The organism is Streptomyces niveiscabiei, assembly GCF_033794345.1.
Taxonomy (GTDB): Bacteria; Actinomycetota; Actinomycetes; order Streptomycetales; family Streptomycetaceae; genus Streptomyces; species Streptomyces niveiscabiei.
On the sequence record NZ_JARAYJ010000006.1, the window covers coordinates 264,984 to 280,492 of the forward strand.

General features: G+C 72.4%; 18 protein-coding genes. 6 read left to right on the forward strand and 12 right to left on the reverse strand.

The genetic code is table 11. The features are described from left to right. Positions 1-4: 4 nt before the first annotated feature. Complete coding sequence (locus tag PV682_RS11050) at positions 5-415, reverse strand: hypothetical protein (protein WP_319726731.1); 411 nt, start codon at positions 413-415, stop codon at positions 5-7. A gap of 299 nt (positions 416-714) precedes the next feature. On the opposite strand from PV682_RS11050, the gene PV682_RS11055 reads away from it, so the two are divergent. Together PV682_RS11055 and PV682_RS11060 are read left to right on the forward strand one after the other, a co-directional pair. Further along, on the forward strand, positions 715-1,098 hold the full coding sequence (locus PV682_RS11055) for a nuclear transport factor 2 family protein (protein ID WP_319726733.1): 384 nt from the start codon (positions 715-717) through the stop codon (positions 1,096-1,098). A gap of 64 nt (positions 1,099-1,162) precedes the next feature. Continuing rightward, a complete protein-coding gene (locus tag PV682_RS11060; RefSeq protein ID WP_063799555.1) occupies positions 1,163-1,447 on the forward strand; it encodes a DUF1905 domain-containing protein in 285 nt (94 codons plus the stop codon). Here the strand turns inward: PV682_RS11060 and mgrA are convergent. Beyond that, on the reverse strand, positions 1,437-2,432 hold the full coding sequence (gene mgrA / locus PV682_RS11065) for an L-glyceraldehyde 3-phosphate reductase (RefSeq protein ID WP_319726738.1): 996 nt from the start codon (positions 2,430-2,432) through the stop codon (positions 1,437-1,439). The two genes, PV682_RS11060 and mgrA, sit on opposite strands and share 11 nt — an antisense overlap. Before the next feature lie 133 nt (positions 2,433-2,565). On the opposite strand from mgrA, the gene PV682_RS11070 reads away from it, so the two are divergent. Both PV682_RS11070 and PV682_RS11075 read left to right on the forward strand, forming a co-directional pair. After that, on the forward strand, positions 2,566-3,450 hold the full coding sequence (locus tag PV682_RS11070; RefSeq protein WP_319726739.1) for a LysR family transcriptional regulator: 885 nt from the start codon (positions 2,566-2,568) through the stop codon (positions 3,448-3,450). Positions 3,451-3,475: 25 nt separating this feature from the next. Beyond that, on the forward strand, positions 3,476-3,991 hold the full coding sequence (locus PV682_RS11075; protein ID WP_055723659.1) for a mycothiol transferase: 516 nt from the start codon (positions 3,476-3,478) through the stop codon (positions 3,989-3,991). Here PV682_RS11075 and PV682_RS11080 read toward each other — a convergent pair. Together PV682_RS11080 and PV682_RS11085 are read right to left on the reverse strand one after the other, a co-directional pair. Next, complete coding sequence (locus tag PV682_RS11080) at positions 3,973-5,052, reverse strand: adenosine deaminase (protein WP_319726741.1); 1,080 nt, start codon at positions 5,050-5,052, stop codon at positions 3,973-3,975. The genes PV682_RS11075 and PV682_RS11080 overlap by 19 nt on opposite strands. Positions 5,053-5,500: 448 nt before the next feature. Then, positions 5,501-5,893: a VOC family protein gene (locus PV682_RS11085; protein ID WP_319726743.1), complete on the reverse strand. Its 393-nt coding sequence runs from the start codon at positions 5,891-5,893 to the stop codon at positions 5,501-5,503. A 434-nt stretch (positions 5,894-6,327) separates the two neighbouring features. On the opposite strand from PV682_RS11085, the gene PV682_RS11090 reads away from it, so the two are divergent. Next, positions 6,328-6,822, forward strand: coding sequence for a pyridoxamine 5'-phosphate oxidase family protein (locus tag PV682_RS11090; RefSeq protein ID WP_319726745.1), 495 nt, complete (start codon positions 6,328-6,330; stop codon positions 6,820-6,822). On the opposite strand, the gene PV682_RS11095 is transcribed toward PV682_RS11090, so the two are convergent. The 4 genes from PV682_RS11095 to PV682_RS11110 all read right to left on the reverse strand — a co-directional run bounded on the left by PV682_RS11095 (position 6,789) and on the right by PV682_RS11110 (position 10,127). After that, complete coding sequence (locus tag PV682_RS11095; protein ID WP_319726747.1) at positions 6,789-7,295, reverse strand: GNAT family N-acetyltransferase; 507 nt, start codon at positions 7,293-7,295, stop codon at positions 6,789-6,791. The genes PV682_RS11090 and PV682_RS11095 overlap by 34 nt on opposite strands. A gap of 11 nt (positions 7,296-7,306) precedes the next feature. Then, the gene (locus PV682_RS11100) at positions 7,307-8,215 is read right to left on the reverse strand and encodes an aldo/keto reductase (protein WP_319726749.1); all 909 of its coding nucleotides are present in this window, start codon (positions 8,213-8,215) and stop codon (positions 7,307-7,309) included. 40 nt (positions 8,216-8,255) lie between these two features. After that, positions 8,256-9,569 (reverse strand): aldehyde dehydrogenase family protein, encoded by a 1,314-nt coding sequence (locus tag PV682_RS11105; protein ID WP_319726751.1) that lies wholly within the window; start codon positions 9,567-9,569, stop codon positions 8,256-8,258. 120 nt (positions 9,570-9,689) lie between these two features. Next, positions 9,690-10,127: a MarR family winged helix-turn-helix transcriptional regulator gene (locus tag PV682_RS11110; protein ID WP_319726754.1), complete on the reverse strand. Its 438-nt coding sequence runs from the start codon at positions 10,125-10,127 to the stop codon at positions 9,690-9,692. Between the two features lie 77 nt (positions 10,128-10,204). On the opposite strand from PV682_RS11110, the gene PV682_RS11115 reads away from it, so the two are divergent. After that, positions 10,205-11,272, forward strand: a complete 1,068-nt coding sequence (locus tag PV682_RS11115; protein ID WP_319726756.1) for a substrate-binding domain-containing protein — start codon at positions 10,205-10,207, stop codon at positions 11,270-11,272. A 16-nt stretch (positions 11,273-11,288) separates the two neighbouring features. Here PV682_RS11115 and PV682_RS11120 read toward each other — a convergent pair whose 3' ends face one another. From PV682_RS11120 to PV682_RS11135, 4 genes are all read right to left on the reverse strand, one after another. Beyond that, positions 11,289-12,434, reverse strand: a complete 1,146-nt coding sequence (locus PV682_RS11120) for an LLM class flavin-dependent oxidoreductase (RefSeq protein WP_319726758.1) — start codon at positions 12,432-12,434, stop codon at positions 11,289-11,291. Between the two features lie 21 nt (positions 12,435-12,455). Further along, positions 12,456-13,640: an SfnB family sulfur acquisition oxidoreductase gene (locus PV682_RS11125; RefSeq protein WP_319726760.1), complete on the reverse strand. Its 1,185-nt coding sequence runs from the start codon at positions 13,638-13,640 to the stop codon at positions 12,456-12,458. Next, a complete protein-coding gene (gene ssuE / locus PV682_RS11130) occupies positions 13,640-14,194 on the reverse strand; it encodes an NADPH-dependent FMN reductase (protein WP_319726762.1) in 555 nt (184 codons plus the stop codon). The genes PV682_RS11125 and ssuE overlap by 1 nt, the downstream gene beginning before the upstream one ends. Positions 14,195-14,283: 89 nt before the next feature. Beyond that, positions 14,284-15,489 (reverse strand): acyl-CoA dehydrogenase family protein, encoded by a 1,206-nt coding sequence (locus PV682_RS11135; RefSeq protein ID WP_319726764.1) that lies wholly within the window; start codon positions 15,487-15,489, stop codon positions 14,284-14,286. Positions 15,490-15,509: the final 20 nt, after the last annotated feature.

Sequence of the window (15,509 nt, forward strand, 5' to 3'; positions counted from 1 at the left end):
GGGTTCAGCCGACCGGCAGCACCAGGGCCGGGATCGTCCGCTGCATCCGCAGCGCGTCCACCGACTCCGCGAGCAGCTCGTACTCCGTCGTCTCGTCGCTCAGGGCGATCCGCACGAGCCGGCCGACCGCCAACTCGTCGGCGACCAGCTCCTGTTGGCCCATGTCCGCGCACCAGGCACGCAGGGCGCCGGGGACGTCGGGGACGGTGGGGGCCACCGGGACGAGCGCGCCGGGCGGGCACAGGCCGCTCTCCGGCTGGGGGTCGAGGCGCTCGGCGATCCAGGAGGCCCGGTCGCGTAACCACCACAGGGCGAGCGCGAGGGTGGGTGCGCGGTAGGTGCCGAGCGGTACGCCGATGCGGCGGCCGTCGCAGACACCGTACGCGGTGACATGGCACAGGAATTCGTCGTGCACGTCTCTCTCCCCCGTCGATCGATGCCGGGCGGGCGGCCTCGCTTTCTATGCGGTACCTGAGAGTGAGCTACCCATGACGACGAGTATGTTCACTTCTAAAACACTGTCACCATGTCTTTCCGGCCGGTCTCCTGGCATATTCGGCGCCCGGCTTGGCCGGAATGCACCCGGCATCGAGGCATCGCTTCATGACCTCGGAGGTAATCGACCCCGGGGACCTGCGCGGGGAGAGTTGAGGGCACCGGAGAGCGATCCGGGTCCCGACCGGTTATGACACCCGCACAGGAGGCCGATTCCGTATGTCCGCGCACACCCAGCGTCACAACATCGCCGTCACTCGTTACTTCGAGGCGTGGAACGCACGCAATCCCGAGGCCCGCGCGAAGGCGGTCGCGGCGGCCTGGACGGAAACAGGCAGTTACACGGACCCCCTGGCGGACGTGACCGGCCACGCCGCGATCACGGCCGTGATCGCGGCGGCGCACGAGCAGTTCCCCGGGTCCGCCTTCCGCCTCACCGGGACGGTCGACGGCCACCACGACACGGCCCGCTTCTCCTGGGAGCTGGTGAACGAGACGGACCGTACGGCTCCGGTGGCCGGATCGGACGTCGTCACCCTGGACGAGGACGGCCGGATCGTCGCCGTGCTCGGTTTCCTGGATCGGGTGCCCGAGGGGCGATGAGTTCTCCCGCCCGTCCGGGTCTACCGGGACGACCCGAGAGCGACCCGAGCGAGCGGAGAGAGCCATGAGCAGCGAACCCCTGGACGTCGAGTTCACCGCCGTCCTGCGCAGGAGCCCGGCGAAGGGCGGCTGGACGTACGTGGTGTGGCCCGAGTCGGTGGCGTTCTTCGGGACCCGCGGCCGGGTGAAGGTCCGCGGGACCGTGGACGGTCAGCCGTTCGAGAGCTCCTTCATGGCGCTCGGCGACGGCACGCACAAGCTGCCGGTCAGGGCCGGGCTCCGCGCGGCCTGCGGAAAAGCCGAGGGAGAGCCAGTGACCGTACGGCTGACCGAACGCTTCAACCGTTGACGATCTTGTCGATCTGCGCCAGCTCGGCGTCCTCGAAGTCCAGGTTGGCGAGGGCGCCGACGCTGTCCTCGATCTGCTGGGCGCTGCTCGCGCCGACGAGCGCGGAGGTGACCCGGCCGCCGCGCAGCACCCACGCGAGGGCGAGCTGGGCGAGGGTCTGGCCGCGTCCGGCGGCGATCTCGTTGAGCGCGCGCAGCTTGGCGACGAGGTCTTCCGTGAGCGCGTCGGAGTTCAGGAACGGGCTCTCGCTGGCCGCGCGGGAGCCCTCCGGGATGCCGTCGAGGTAGCGGGAGGACAGGACGCCCTGCTCCAGCGGGGAGAAGACGATCGAGCCGACCTCCAGCTCGTCCAGCGCGTCGAGCAGGCCGCCGGTCTCCGGGCGCCGGTCGAGCATCGAGTAGCGCGGCTGGTGGATCAGCAGCGGGGTGCCGAGCTCACCGAGGATGCGGGCGGCCTCGCGGGTCTGCTCGGCGGAGTAGTTGGAGACGCCGACGTACAGCGCCTTGCCCTGCTGGACGGCGGAGTGCAGCGCGCCCATGGTCTCTTCGAGCGGGGTGTCGGGGTCGGGACGGTGCGAGTAGAAGATGTCGACGTAGTCGAGGCCCAGCCGCTTGAGGGACTGGTCCAGCGACGACAGCACGTACTTGCGGGAGCCCCACTCGCCGTACGGGCCCGGCCACATCAGGTACCCGGCCTTCGTCGAGATGATCATCTCGTCGCGGTAGGGCGCGAAGTCGGCCTTGAGGAACTCGCCGAACGCGGACTCGGCGGCGCCGGGCGGCGGGCCGTAGTTGTTGGCGAGGTCGAAGTGGGTGACGCCGAGGTCGAAGGCGCGGCGCAGGATCGCGCGCTGGGTCTCGATCGAGCGGTCGGGGCCGAAGTTGTGCCACAGACCGAGCGACAGGGCCGGGAGCTTGAGTCCGCTGCGTCCGGAGCGGCGGTAGGGCATGTCCGCGTAGCGGTCGGGGTGGGCGGTGTAGGACAACGCGACTCCATCACGAGGGGTGGGGCACAGCTTTCGAGCGATATCCACCTTTCCCGACCTGCGGGCAGAGGTCCAACAGAAGAATCCGATGGAATTCAGCGACCGGGCTTCTCAGTGGCTAAGCTTCCCGCTCATGGAACTGCGCCACCTCCAGCACTTCGTCGCGGTCGCCGAGGACCAGCACTTCACCCGGGCCGCCGAACGCCTCATGGTGTCCCAGTCCGGCCTGTCCGCGTCGATCCGCGCCCTGGAACGGGAACTGCGCGCTCCGCTGTTCGTGCGCACGACCCGCCGGGTGACCCTCACCGAGGCGGGCCGCGCCCTGCTGACCGAGGCCGAGCGGATCCTCGCGCAGGTCAGGTCGGCGCACGAGGCGGTGGCGGCCGTGCAGGGCGTCCTGCGCGGGACCCTCGCGGTCGGCACCGAGCAGTGCATCGCGGGCGTGCACCCGCCGGGGCTGCTCGCCGCGTTCCGCCGTACGCACCCGGACGTGGAGGTGCGGCTTCGGCAGTTCGGGTCGGGGACGCTCGCCGAGGAGGTCGCCGCGGGGCGGCTGGACCTGGCGTTCGCGTACCGGACGCAGGACGACACGGACCAGCTCAGGTCGGTGTCGCTGGCCGTCGAGCCGATGTACGTGCTGTGCCACCCCGACCACCGGCTGGCGGGCGCGGCTGCCGCGCTGAGCTGCGAGGACGTCGGGGACGAGGTGTTCGTGGACTTCCACCCCGACTGGGGCCCGCGGCGGGCGACCGACGCCGCGTTCGCGGAGGCGGGGGTGCGGCGGACGGTCGCGCTGGAGGTCAACGACGTGCACAGCCTCCTCGACCTGATCGACGAGAACCTCGGCGTCGCCGTCGTCCCCCGGCACTTCCGGCACAAGCGGCCCGCGCTCACCGCGCTGCCGCTGAAGGGGTCCGGGGAGCAGGGCTACGAGACCGTGGCGCTGCTCCCGCCCGACGGGGCGAGGAGTCCGGCGGCGCGGGCGCTCATGGGGTTGCTCGAAACCGGGGGCGCGTGAGCCGCGCGCGGGGCATGGTGGTCGTATGCATGCGAAGGACATTCTCATCGACGGGTACGGCCGCATCCGGGAAGAGGTCCACGCGGCGGTCGCGGGCCTCGACGCGGACGGGCTCAACCACCGGCCGGCCCCCCAGGCCAACTCGGTGGCCTGGCTGATCTGGCACCTCACCCGGGTCCAGGACGACCATGTCGCGGACGCGTTCGGCCTGGAGCAGGTGTGGCACGCGCAGGGCTGGGAGAAGCTGTTCGGCCTCGACCTGCCACCGCACGACACCGGGTACGGACACGGGCCCGACCAAGTCGCCCGGGTGCGGGTCGCCGGGGCGAACCTGCTGACCGGCTACTACGACGCCGTCCACGAACAGACGCTGGAGGCGCTGGCCACGGTCGCCGCCGAGGACCTGGAGCGGATCGTCGACATCCGCTGGGACCCGCCGGTCAGCCTCGGGGTACGCCTGGTGAGCGTGCTCGCGGACGACCTCGAACACGCCGGCCAGGCGGCCTATCTGCGCGGGATGATTCAGAGCGCGGAGGAGTAGCCCGGCAGGACGACGTCCTCGATCAGCTTCTTGCGCTCGTCGAACGGGATGAACGCGCTCTTCAGGGCGTTCACCGTCACATCGCGCAGGTCGGCGGTGGTCCAGCCGGCCTGCTCGACCAGGAGGGACATCTCGCGTGTCATCGTCGTACCCGACACCAGGCGGTTGTCGGTGTTCAGGGTGACGCGGAAGCCGAGGTTCTTCAGCGCGGTGATCGGGTGCTCGGCGATGGAGGTCGCGGCGCCGGTCTGGAGGTTGGAGGTGGGGCACATCTCCAGGGCGACGCGGCGGTCGCGGACCCAGCCCGCGAGGCGGCCGAGCTTGCCGGTGGCCAGGTCGGCGATGTCGTCGGTGATGCGGACGCCGTGGCCGATGCGCTGGGCTCCGCAGATCTGGAGGGCCTGGTGGATGCTGGACAGGCCGTCCGCCTCGCCCGCGTGGATCGTGAACGGCACGTTCTCGGCGCGCAGGTACGCGAACGCGTCCGCGTGGTCGGCGGCCGGGAAGCCCGCCTCGGCGCCGGCGATGTCGAAGCCGACGACGCCCGCGTCACGGTAGGCGACGGCCAGGTCGGCGGCCTCGCGGACCCGGCCGAACATGCGCATGCCGCACAGGATCGTGCCGACGCGGACGGGGGTGCCGGCGGCAGCGGCCTTCGCCATGCCCGCGGCGAGCCCTTCCTGGACGGTCTCGACGACCTCGTTCAGGGTCAGGCCGCCGCGCGTGTTCAGCTCCGGCGCGTAGCGGACCTCGCCGTACACGACGCCGTCCGCCGCCAGGTCGAGGACGTACTCCTCGGCGACCCTCAGCAGGCCCTCGCGGGTCTGGAGGACGGCGAGCGTGTGGTCGAAGGTCGCGATGTAACGGACCAGGTCACCGGAGTTGGCCGCCTCGAAGAACCAGGCGGCGAGGGCCTCGGGGTCGGTGGTGGGGAGGGTGTGGCCGGCCTCGGCGGAGAGCTCGACGAGGGTCGCGGGGCGCAGGCCGCCGTCGAGGTGGTCGTGGAGGACGGCTTTGGGGAGGCGGCGGAGGGTTTCGGTGTCTACGCGCGTAGTGGTCATGGTGCGGGCTCCCTTGGTCGGAATTGGTGGTGGTGGTGGTTCGCCGGAAGGGGCTGGGGTGGGGGTGCTGCCGGGGGCCTTCGGCGGGATGCGCTCGGGTGGGGCGGTGAGGCGGGCTCGGCGGGGTGCTGCCGGGGCCGTTTCCGGTGGGTCGTACTCGGGTGGGGCGGGTCAGGGGCGGGGGCAGCGGGATTCTGGCGGCGTCTTTGCCGGTGGGTCGTGTTTCGGCGGGTCGATCAGCAGGTCCGTCCGGCTCGGCGAGGTCTCGTCGGGAGCGGGTTCGCCGGTGGTGCTCGGGGGGCGATCAGCGGGTGCGGTTTCCGTGGCTGCGAGCCGGCCCGGTCCGCCGCCGGGATCAGTCGGCGGGGCCCACATCCCGGGGCCGGCGGTGGAGTTCGTGCGGGACCGCTCGGCCTCGCCGCCGTCATCGGTCGGGCTCGCGGCCCGCTCAGTCCGCCGGCTGGAGCAGGTCCCACCTGTTTCCGTACAGGTCCTGGAAGACCGCGACCGAGCCGTACGGCTCGTGGCGGGGCTCCTCCAGGAACGTCACGCCCGCCTCGGTCATGCGGGTGTGGTCGCGGGTGAAGTCGTCCGTGTGGAGGAAGAAGGCGACCCGGCCGCCGGTCTGGTCGCCCACGTGGGCGGACTGGGTGTCGTTCTTGGCGCGGGCCAGCAGGAGTCCGGTGCCGCCGCCCGCCGTGCCGGGTTCCACCACGACCCGCCGCGAGCCGTCGGGGCGGGGCTCGTCCTCGGTGAGGCGGAAGCCGAGGGCCTCGGTGTAGAAGCGGATCGCCTCGTCGTAGTCGTCGACGACGAGGGTGACCAGGGCGATGCGGGACATCGGGGCCTTTCGGGAAGATCGGCGGGGCTGGTTAGCGGAAGAGGTTATACGTAAAACCCACTCGATGCCAATCCTATTTCCGGGGTGCTTGGACAGGACGGCGAGGGGTGGTTTCCGGGGGCCGGGGTGGGCCTGCTCCCAAGGGCAGTGCCGGACGATACCGAAGACGCGACGCCGGACGGACTCCCCGGGTCGATGCCGGGCGGTACCGAAGACGCGACGCCGGGCAGACTCCCCGGGTCGGTGCCGGGCGGTATCGACGGGGCGACGCCGGGCGGCCTCCCGGCAGCCGGATGCCCTCAGCCCTTGTTCCCGGGCGCCTGGTCTCCCCGTCCCCTGGCGCCCGCCCTCCCCCGGTTCTAGGCCCCGAGACCGACCCTCACCCCGCCCCGCGCCCGAGGCGCCCGCACCCCGGCCCCGGATACGTTCCGCTCATGACGATCACCACCGGCCCCATCCGCGACTTCGGGCAACGCAAGCACGACACCCTGGCCCGTCTCGAACGGGAGATGGACATCTGGGTGGCCACGGCGGGGCCGGACGGGGTGCCGTGTCTTGTGGCTCTCTGGTTCGTGTGGCATGGGGACGCGCTGTGGCTGGCGACGCGGTTCACCAACCCGACGGGGCGCAATCTCCAGGGCGGCGGCAAGGTGCGGCTGGCGCTCGGAGATACGCGGGACGTCGTGCTCGTGGACGGCGAGGCGACGGCGTACACGCGGGAGTCCGTGCCCGAGGACGCGGCGCGGGCGTTCGAGGCGAAGACGGGGTGGGACCCGCGCCGGGACGCCGCGTCGTACGGGTTCTTCCGGGTCCGCCCGCTGGAGGTGCAGGCCTGGTGCGAGCAGCGGGAGCTGCCGCGCCGGCATCTGATGCGGGACGGGGTGTGGCTGGCGGATCAGAGCGTCGGGTCGTCGCGCAGGATGCTGTAGCGGACGACGTCGCGCCAGTGTCCGTCCCGGAAGACGGCGCTGCGCAGGACGCCCTCGCGGGTGAACCCGAGCTTCTCCAGGGCGCGTTGCTCGGCGAGGTTGCCGATGTCGGTGTCGGCTTCGACGCGTTGGGCGGTGCTGTGGGCGAACAGGTAGCGCACCAGGAGGCGTTGGGCCTGCGTGCCGATGCCGCGTCCGCAGGCGTCGGGCAGGAGCTGGATGCCGATGTTCCAGTAGTGCGCGGCGCGGGTGACGCCGGCCTTGTGCCAGGCGACGAAGCCGACGGGGTCCCCGTCGGCGGCCACGGTGAGGTGGCCGCCGTCGTCGGTGAGCATGCCGTTCTCGGCCCAGCGGCGCCGGAACCTCGCGGGGTCGGCCCAGCCGAACCACTGGAAGGGGCCGGTGAGTCCGGCGTCGACCAGGAACGCCTCCAGGACCGGGAGGTCGTCCTCGCGGACCGGTCGCAGCGTCACGGAGTCACCATTCACCCCGCTACTTTACGGTGGGCCTCCTGGAGTCGGGCCAGCTCTCCTTCGGTCAGCCGCAGGGCGCCCGCCGCGACGTTCTCGGCGAGGTGGTCGGGGTTGCCGGTGCCGGGGATGCCGAGGACGTGGCCGCCCTGGGCGAGGGTCCAGGCGAGCCTGATCTGTGCGGGGCCCGCTCCGTGGGCGGCGGCGATCTCCCGTACGGCGTCGTCGTGGTCGGTGGCCGCGCCCTGGGGTCCGGCGTCGCCCGCGATGGCGAAGAACGGCACGAACGCGATGCCCGACTCGCCGCACAGGCGCAGGACTTCCTCGGTCGCCGGGTTGTGGCTGCCGAGGCCGTAGCGGTTCTGGACGCTCACGACGGGGGCGATCTCCCGCGCCTGGGCGAGGTGTCGGGGTTCGACGTCGGAGACGCCGAGGTGGCGGATCAGGCCCGACTCCCTCAACTCCGCGAGGGCGCCGAAGTGTTCGGCGATCGAGTCCTGGCCCATCCGGCGGAGGTAGACGAGGTCGAGGTGGTCGCGGCCCAACTGCCGCAGGTTCTCCTCGACATGGCTGCGCAGGTCCTCGGGGCGGGCCGAAGTGTCCCACTCCCCCGCCCAGTTGCGGAACGGGCCGACCTTCACGGCGATGACCAGATCGTCCGCGTAGGGCGCGAGCGCGCTGTTGATGAGTTCGTTCGCCGAGCGCAGGGCGGAGAAGTAGAAGGCGGCCGTGTCGATGTGGTTGACGCCCAGCTCGATCGCCTTGCGCAGGACGGCGATCGAGCGGTCGCGGTCGGCGGCGGTGCCGAGGTGGAAGGCGGCGCTGCCCGTCAGCCGCATCGCGCCGAAGCCGACGCGGTTGACGGTGAGATCGCCGAGGGTCCAGGTGCCGGAGGCTGCCGCCGTGATCTTCTCTGTGGTCATCGGCGGAGTCTCGCACAGGCACCGGGCCCTTTCGCAGGTCTTACCCGAGCGGCTTGTCCAGGATCGCCTTGCGGTGGCTGAACGTCTCGATGGAGTACCGGCCGTGGTAGTTGCCCATGCCGCTCTCGCCGACGCCGCCGAAGGGGAGGTCGGAGACGGTGAGATGGGCGAGGGGCAGGCCGTAGCCGACCGCGCCGGAGGACGTCTCGGCGGCGATGCGCTCACGGGTCTCGGCGGACTCGGAGAAGACGTACAGGGCGAGGGGCTTGTCGCGGTCGTTGATGAACGCCAGCGCCTCGTCCAGGTCCGCGACGGTGACGATCGGCAGGATCGGGCCGAAGATCTCCTCGGCCATGACCGGGGACGCGGGGTCGACGTCGGCGAGGACGGTCGGGGCGATGTACTTGTCGGCGCGGTCGTGGACGCCGCCGACGACCGTGCGGCCGGAGTCCAGGAGGCCGGTGAGCCGGTCGAAGTGGCGTTCGTTGACGATCCGCCCGTACTCGCCGGACCGCTGCGGGTCGGCGCCGTACGTGTCCTCGACGGCGCTCGCGAGGAGCGGCTCCAGGGCGGCGGCGGTCGCCGGGTCCGTGAGGACGTAGTCGGGGGCCACGCAGGTCTGGCCGGCGTTCAGGAACTTGCCGCGCGCGAGGCGGCCGGCGACGGCCTTGAGGTCGGCGGTGGAGTCGACGAACGCCGGGGATTTGCCGCCGAGTTCGAGGGTGACCGGGGTGAGGTGCTCGGCGGCGGCGCGCAGGACGACGCGGCCGACGGCGCCGTTGCCCGTGTAGAAGATGTGGTCGAACTTCTCGGCGAGCAGGGCGGTGGTCTCCGGGATGCCGCCCTCGACGACGGCGACGGCGTCGGTGTCGAGGTAGGCCGGGATCAGGCGGGCCAGGGCCTCGGAGGTGGCCGGGGCGAGTTCGCTGGGCTTGACGACGACCGCGTTGCCGGAGGCGAGGGCGCCGACGAGGGGGGTCAGCAGGAGCTGGGCCGGATAGTTCCAGGGGGCGATGACGAGGACGACGCCCAGCGGGTCGTACTGGGTGCGGGCGGTCGCGTCGGAGCCGAGGTGCGGGGGGACGGGGGCGGGCTCGGGGGTCAGCCAGGCGTCGAGGTGGTCGAGGGTGTGGTCGATCTCGCGGACCGTGAAGCCGATCTCGGTGCGCTGGGACTCGGCGTCGCTCTTGCCGAGGTCGGCGTTCAGGGCGGCGGCGAGGTCGGCGCCCTTCTCCGTGAGCAGGTCGCGCAGGCGGCGCAGTTGCGCCGTACGCCACTCGACGGGCTTGGTGCGGCCGGTGCGGAAGGTGGTCCGCAGGCGGGTGACGACGTCGGCGGGTCGCTCGGTGGTCACGGGGATGCCTCGCTCGGGTAGACGGTGCCGGTCTGACGGCTCTCGATCAGATGTATATAGCAACTATCGACCGCGGGCCAACATTCCCGGGCCGTACGACTACTTTGCGCCAGGGCGCGATCACACGCGCGTGGAGCCGTCCACCGTCTCCGCGAGGCGCTCCAGCAGCGCCTTCAGCAGTTCCTCGTCACCCTCGCCGAGGGCGGGCCAGTCGCGGCGTACGGCGCGGTCCACGCGGCGCCAGTGGTCGCGGCCCCTCGGGGTGAGGTGGACGAGGATGCGGCGCCGGTCGTGCGGGTCGACGCGGCGGTGGACGAGGTTCTGGTCCACGAGCTGGTCGACGAGTTTCGTGAGCGTCGGCGGGGGCAGGAACGCGGCTTCCGCGATGGCCGACATGTGGTGGCCCGCGTCGTCGGCGAGCAGCGTCAGCACCCGCCAGGCGTCCAGGGAGCAGCCCTCCTCGTCCAGGACGGCCTGGAGGCGGCGCGCGGCCAGCCGTTCGGCCCTGGTGAGGAGGCGTATCAGGTCGTTGGGCCGGCGGGCGGACGAGGTGGGCATCCTGCTCCTAGCTCCGAGAGGTGTACATGGTATGAGACGGACTGGAGTTCGAAGCGGGGACCCTGGAGCATGGCGCCATGTTCCGCCCCGACCCCGCCGTCTTCGGCGTCGCCCTCGTGTTTCCGCTCCAGGGGCCCGCCGGCATCTTCGGGCCCGCCTGCGAGCTGTGCGCGCGGCTCGCGGCGGAGGAGGTCAACCGGGCGGGCGGGGTGCTCGGCCGCGAGCTGCGGCTCGTGCCCGTCGACGGGGGCGCGCCGCCCCGCGAGGTCGCCGACCGCGTCGAGTCCCTCGTCGACCTCGGCGCCGTCCAGGGCGTCACCGGCTGGCACATCTCCTCCGTACGCCAGGCCCTCGCGCCCCGTGTCGCCCACCGCGTGCCGTACGTGTACACCGCGCTGTACGAGGGCGGCGAGGACCGCGCCGGGGTCTTCCTCACCAGCGAGACGCCCCGCGACCAGCTCTCCCCGGCGATGGTCCTGCTCGCGCGGGAACGCCGGGTGCGGCGGTGGTTCGTCGTCGGCAACGACTACGTCTGGCCCCGGCGTACGGCGCGCGCGGCCCACACGTACGCCCGGCGGACCGGCTCCCGGGTCATCGGCGAGGCGTACCTCCCGCTCGGCACCCACGACTTCGCCCCCGTCCTGCGCCGTATCGAACGCTCCGACGCGGACGGCGTCCTCATGCTGCTCGTCGGCAGCGACGCCGTCCGCTTCAACCGGGCGTTCGCGGCGTACGGCCTCGACGCGCGGGCGCTGCGCCTGAGCACGTTGATGGACGAGAACATGCTGCTGGCGAGCGGCGCGTCCGCCACCACCGACCTGTACAGCACGGCGGGCTTCTTCACGTCCCTCGCCACCCCCGACACCCTCGACTTCCACGGCCTCTACGCCCACCGCTACGGCCTCGACGCACCGTCCCCCGGCAGCCTCGGGGAGTCGTGCTACGAGGGGGTGCTGCTCCTGGCGGCGCTGCTGCGGCGTGCGGGCACGGGAGACGTCACGCGCATCGGGGCGACGGCGCCCTCGGTGTCGTACGAGGGCCCGCGCGGCCTGCTCCACCTGGAGGGCAGCCACGTCCGCCAGCGCATCTACCTGGCGCGCGCGGACGGGCTCGACTTCGACGTGCTGACCGAGCTGCGTCCCTGAGGAGCGGCGAGCGGGCTCAGGAGGTGAACGGCACCTGGGCCGACGGGGCCTGTGCCGTCCCTGCGGGGTGCGTCCACAGGCCCCCGTCCGCGAGCCTCGGCAGGACGCCCTCGCCGAACCAGTACGCCTCCTCCAGGTGCGGGTACCCGGAGAGGACGAACTCCTCGATGCCGAGGGCCGCGTACTCCTTGATGAGGGTGGCGACCTCCTCGTGGGAGCCGACGAGGGCGGTGCCGGCGCCGCCCCGGACGAGGCCGATGCCGGCCCAGAGGCCGGGGTGGATCTCCAGCCCGTCGCGGTCGCCGCCGTGGAGTTCGAGCATCCGGCGCTGGCCTTCCGACTCGCTCCGGGACAGGCCCGCCTGCACCGACTTCACCGTCTCGGGGTCGAACCCGGCGAGCAGGCGGTCCGCCTCCGTCCAGGCCGCCTCGGACGTGTCGCGGGTGATGACGTGCAGCCGGATCCCGAACCGCAGCGTACGGCCGTGGCGCGCGGCGAGCGACCTGATCCAGGCGATCTTCTCCGCGACCTGCGCCGGGGGCTCGCCCCACGTGAGGTAGACATCGACGTACTGGGCGGCGATCTCCCCGGCGATCGGCGAGGACCCGCCGAAGTACACCTCGGGCACCGGGTCGGGCACCCGCGCCAGCTTCGCGCCCTCGACCCGGAGGTGGTCCCCCTCCCGATCGACGGACTTGCCGTCCCACAACTCCCGTACGATCTCCAGGAATTCGCCCGTGCGCCGGTACCGGTCGTCCTTGTCGAGGAAGTCCCCGTACGCCCGCTGTTCGTGGCTCTCGCCGCCGGTGACGACGTTGAGCAGGAGCCGCCCGCCGGTCTGCCGCTGGAACGTGGACGCCATCTGCGCGGCGAGCGTCGGTGAGACGGACCCGGGGCGGAAGGCGACGAGGAACTTCAGCCGCTCGGTGTGCTGGCTGACCATGGCCGTGGTGAGCCAGGCGTCCTCGCACCACGCGCCGGTCGGGGTCAACGCGCCCACGAACCCCAGGTCTTCGGCCGCGCGGGCGATCTGGCTCAGGTAGCCGACGGTGGGCGGCCGGTCGCGTCCTGAGGCGGTCGCGGGGGTGCCGTGGCCGCCGCCGACGACGTGGCGGCTGTCGCCGTTGGTCGGGAGGAACCAGTGGAAGGTCAGGGACGACATGTGAGGGGTCTCCTAGGGAGGTCAGAGCAGGCCGTGGCGGGGCGGCCGGGTGCCGTTGAGGACGTACCGGCCGATGTGCTGCACCTTCCAGCGCGTGGGGTCGTGCAGCGTGTGGGTGCGGGCGTCGCGCCAATGCCGGTGCAGGTTGAGGGAGTCGAGCGCGGAGCGGGTGCCGGAGACCTCGAAGAGGGCGGCGGCGACGTCGACGGCGGTCTGCGCGGCGGTCACCTTCGCGGCGGCGACCGCGATGGACGCCTCGGCGGCGGTGTCGTCGGTCAACTCGGCCCGTGCGGCGTCGACAGCGCGGGCCGCTTCCTTCAACAGGGCGTCCGAGGCGCGGACTTGGATCGCCAGCTCCCCGAACCGCTGGATCAGCAGCGGGTCTTCGGCAGCGGTCTCGTACCCGCTCTCGAACCAGGGCCGGCTCTTGGTGCGGACGAAGTCGACGGCTTCGACGAGCGCGCCGCCCGCGATCCCGGCGTCGATCGCCGCGTGCAGCAACTGGGCCACAGCGCCGTGGAGTTGGGGGCCCTCGAAGGTGAGGTGGTGCGGGAAGACACGGTCCGCCGGGACGGGGACCGCGTCCAGGAGGACGGTTCCGCTGGCGGTCGTGCGCTGACCGAGGCCGTCCCAGTCGTCGACGATACGCACGCCGGGTGCGTCGGCGGGGACGTACGCGACGTACAGCTTGTCGTCCTCGGCGCGGGCCAGGACCGGGATCCAGTGGGCGAACAGGGCGCCGGTGCAGTAGTTCTTGGTGCCGGTGAGGGTGTACGAGCCGTCGGGGTGGCGGTCGAGGCGGGTGCGGATGTCCTGGACGTGTCGCGTGCCGGCCTCGGACTGGGCGTTGCCGAGGCGGCGGCCGGCGAGGAGCTCGGCGGAGAAGAACTTCCGCTGCTGCTCGGTGCCTTGGCGGCGGATGACGTTGACGTAGACGAAGTGGCTCTGCGGGATCTGGGCGACGCTGGCGTCGGCGGTGGCGAGGAGGCGGAAGATCTCGGCGAGGGTGGCCGCGTCGACGTCGGCGCCGCCGTGCTCGGCGGGGACGGTGACGGCGAGCAGGCCCGAGTCGGAGAGGCGGTCCAACTCGGCGCGGGGCAGGCGGCGTTCGCGGTCGCGGGCCGAGGCGTCGGTACGGAACTCGGCCGCGAGGGCCCGCGCGACCGTGAGCGCCTCGGCCGCGTCGGCGATCACATGCGCGGCCATCAGCTCGCCGCCGCCAGGTACGGGGTGCGGCCGAGGGCCGCCGAGAACTGGTCGACGACCTGCGCGAGGGCCCCGGCGGAGGCGGGGGCGATCGTGACCGTGCCGTCGTCGTGGGCGGTGATGTCCTTGTCGAGGGTGAACCAGCCCTGCACGATGTGGGCTGCGCCCATCGAGGTGAGGACCGGGCGCAGGGCGTAGTCGAGGGCGAGGACGTGCGCGGTGGAGCCGCCGGTCGCGAGGGGCAGGACGGTCTTGCCGGTGAGCGCGTACTGCGGGAGCAGGTCGAGGAGGGCTTTGAGGACGCCGGAGTAGGACGCCTTGTAGACGGGCGTGCCGATGACGACGCCGTCGGCGTCCGCGAAGAGGCCGGTGGCCTCGACGATCGCCGGGTGCTTGAAGTCGGCGCCGAGCAGCGCCTCGGCGGGGATCGTGCGGACGTCGAGGGGGATCACGCGGTGGCCCTGCGCGGTGAGGCGCTGGTCGAGGTGGCGCAGGAGGCGGCCGGTGCGGGAGGAGGGGGACGGGCTGCCGGAGACGGACAGGACGGTGGCCATGCTGGCCCTCTTTCGGAGTCGAGGTCGGGGCGAGGGCGGGGCGCCCGGGCGGGCGGTTCTTCACCCACGCGGGCGCCCCGGGGAAGCGGTCAGGAGTACCAGGTCGGTTCGGGCAGTTCGCCGTCCAGGACCCAGCGGCCGACCTCGCGGCGCTTGTAGGCGACGGGGTCGTGGAGGGTGTGCGTGCGGACATTGCGCCAGAACCGGTCCAGGCCCTCGGCGGCGGCCGTGGCCCGCGCGCCGGTGACCTCGAAGATGCGGTTCGTGGCCTCCAGGGCGACGTCCGTGGCGCGCGCCTTGACCGCCGCGACCCGTACCTCGAACGCGCCGCGCGTCTCGGGGGTGACCGCGTCGGGGTCGTCGTGCAGCCGCTGCCCCTCCCGGGCGACCGCGTCGGCGAGGGCCTCGGCCGCCCAGAGCTTGGCGGTGAGGTCACCGTAGATGTCGATGACGTACGGCTCGTCGGTCGCGCGGTCGTGGCCGCCGTGCAGCCAGGCGCGGGACTTGGTGCGCGTGTAGGCCGCGGCGGTCTCCAGGGCGCCGGACGCGATGCCGAGGTAGAAGTTGACGAAGACGAGCTGGATGGTGGGGACGTTGAGGGTGTTGTACGTGCGCGGCTGGAACTCCTTGCCGACGTAGCCGAGGGCGTCGGTCCAGGGCGCGCGGACCGCGTCGATGGTGACGCTGCCGGACTCGGTGAGGCGCTGGCCGATGTTGTCCCAGTCGTCGTGGAAGGTCAGGCCCCGGCTGGTGGAGGGAACGACGGCGAAGACGTGCGACTCCGTTCCGTCCAGGACGCCTTCGAGGACGGTGACGTCGGAGACCCTGCTGCCGGTGGAGAAGGTCTTGGCGCCGGTGAAGACGAGGTCGTCGCCGTCCTCGGTGACCGTCACGTCGTGGTCGCGGGGGTTGACGGCGCCGCCGAAGAACCAGGTCTCGCGGGTGGCCTCGGCCTCCAGGCGCTCCCACTGCTCGCGGGTGCCGACCAGGCGGGCGGCCCAGAACCACAGGTAGTGGTAGCCGAGGAGCTGGCCGATGGAGCCGTCGGCCTTGGCGATCTCGCGGACGGCGCGGTAGGCGGTCGGCCAGTCCTGGCCCGCGCCGCCGTGCTCCGTGGGGCCGAGCAGGGTGACGAGGCCGGCGTCCTTGAGGAGTTGTACCTCCGCGTGCGGGGTGGCGCCTGCCTTGTCGCGGGCGGCGGCGTCGGTGGCGAGGACGGCGGCGGCCTCGGCGGCGCGGGCGATCCATGCGTCGGCGGTGGCGGGGGTGGTGGTCCAGCGGGTTGCGGTGCTCATGGCGGGTACGACCTTTCGGC

Excerpts from the sequence above, each read along its gene's own strand:
- PV682_RS11055 (WP_319726733.1), top strand. The coding sequence starts at position 715 with ATGTCCGCGCACACCCAGCGTCACAACATCGCCGTCACTCGTTACTTC.
- PV682_RS11060 (WP_063799555.1), top strand. The coding sequence starts at position 1,163 with ATGAGCAGCGAACCCCTGGACGTCGAGTTCACCGCCGTCCTGCGCAGG.
- PV682_RS11070 (WP_319726739.1), top strand. The coding sequence starts at position 2,566 with ATGGAACTGCGCCACCTCCAGCACTTCGTCGCGGTCGCCGAGGACCAG.
- PV682_RS11075 (WP_055723659.1), top strand. The coding sequence starts at position 3,476 with ATGCATGCGAAGGACATTCTCATCGACGGGTACGGCCGCATCCGGGAA.
- PV682_RS11080 (WP_319726741.1), bottom strand. The coding sequence starts at position 5,052 with ATGACCACTACGCGCGTAGACACCGAAACCCTCCGCCGCCTCCCCAAA.
- PV682_RS11085 (WP_319726743.1), bottom strand. The coding sequence starts at position 5,893 with ATGTCCCGCATCGCCCTGGTCACCCTCGTCGTCGACGACTACGACGAG.
- PV682_RS11090 (WP_319726745.1), top strand. The coding sequence starts at position 6,328 with ATGACGATCACCACCGGCCCCATCCGCGACTTCGGGCAACGCAAGCAC.
- PV682_RS11100 (WP_319726749.1), bottom strand. The coding sequence starts at position 8,215 with ATGACCACAGAGAAGATCACGGCGGCAGCCTCCGGCACCTGGACCCTC.
- PV682_RS11110 (WP_319726754.1), bottom strand. The coding sequence starts at position 10,127 with ATGCCCACCTCGTCCGCCCGCCGGCCCAACGACCTGATACGCCTCCTC.
- PV682_RS11115 (WP_319726756.1), top strand. The coding sequence starts at position 10,205 with ATGTTCCGCCCCGACCCCGCCGTCTTCGGCGTCGCCCTCGTGTTTCCG.
- PV682_RS11120 (WP_319726758.1), bottom strand. The coding sequence starts at position 12,434 with ATGTCGTCCCTGACCTTCCACTGGTTCCTCCCGACCAACGGCGACAGC.
- PV682_RS11125 (WP_319726760.1), bottom strand. The coding sequence starts at position 13,640 with ATGGCCGCGCATGTGATCGCCGACGCGGCCGAGGCGCTCACGGTCGCG.
- ssuE (WP_319726762.1), bottom strand. The coding sequence starts at position 14,194 with ATGGCCACCGTCCTGTCCGTCTCCGGCAGCCCGTCCCCCTCCTCCCGC.
- PV682_RS11135 (WP_319726764.1), bottom strand. The coding sequence starts at position 15,489 with ATGAGCACCGCAACCCGCTGGACCACCACCCCCGCCACCGCCGACGCA.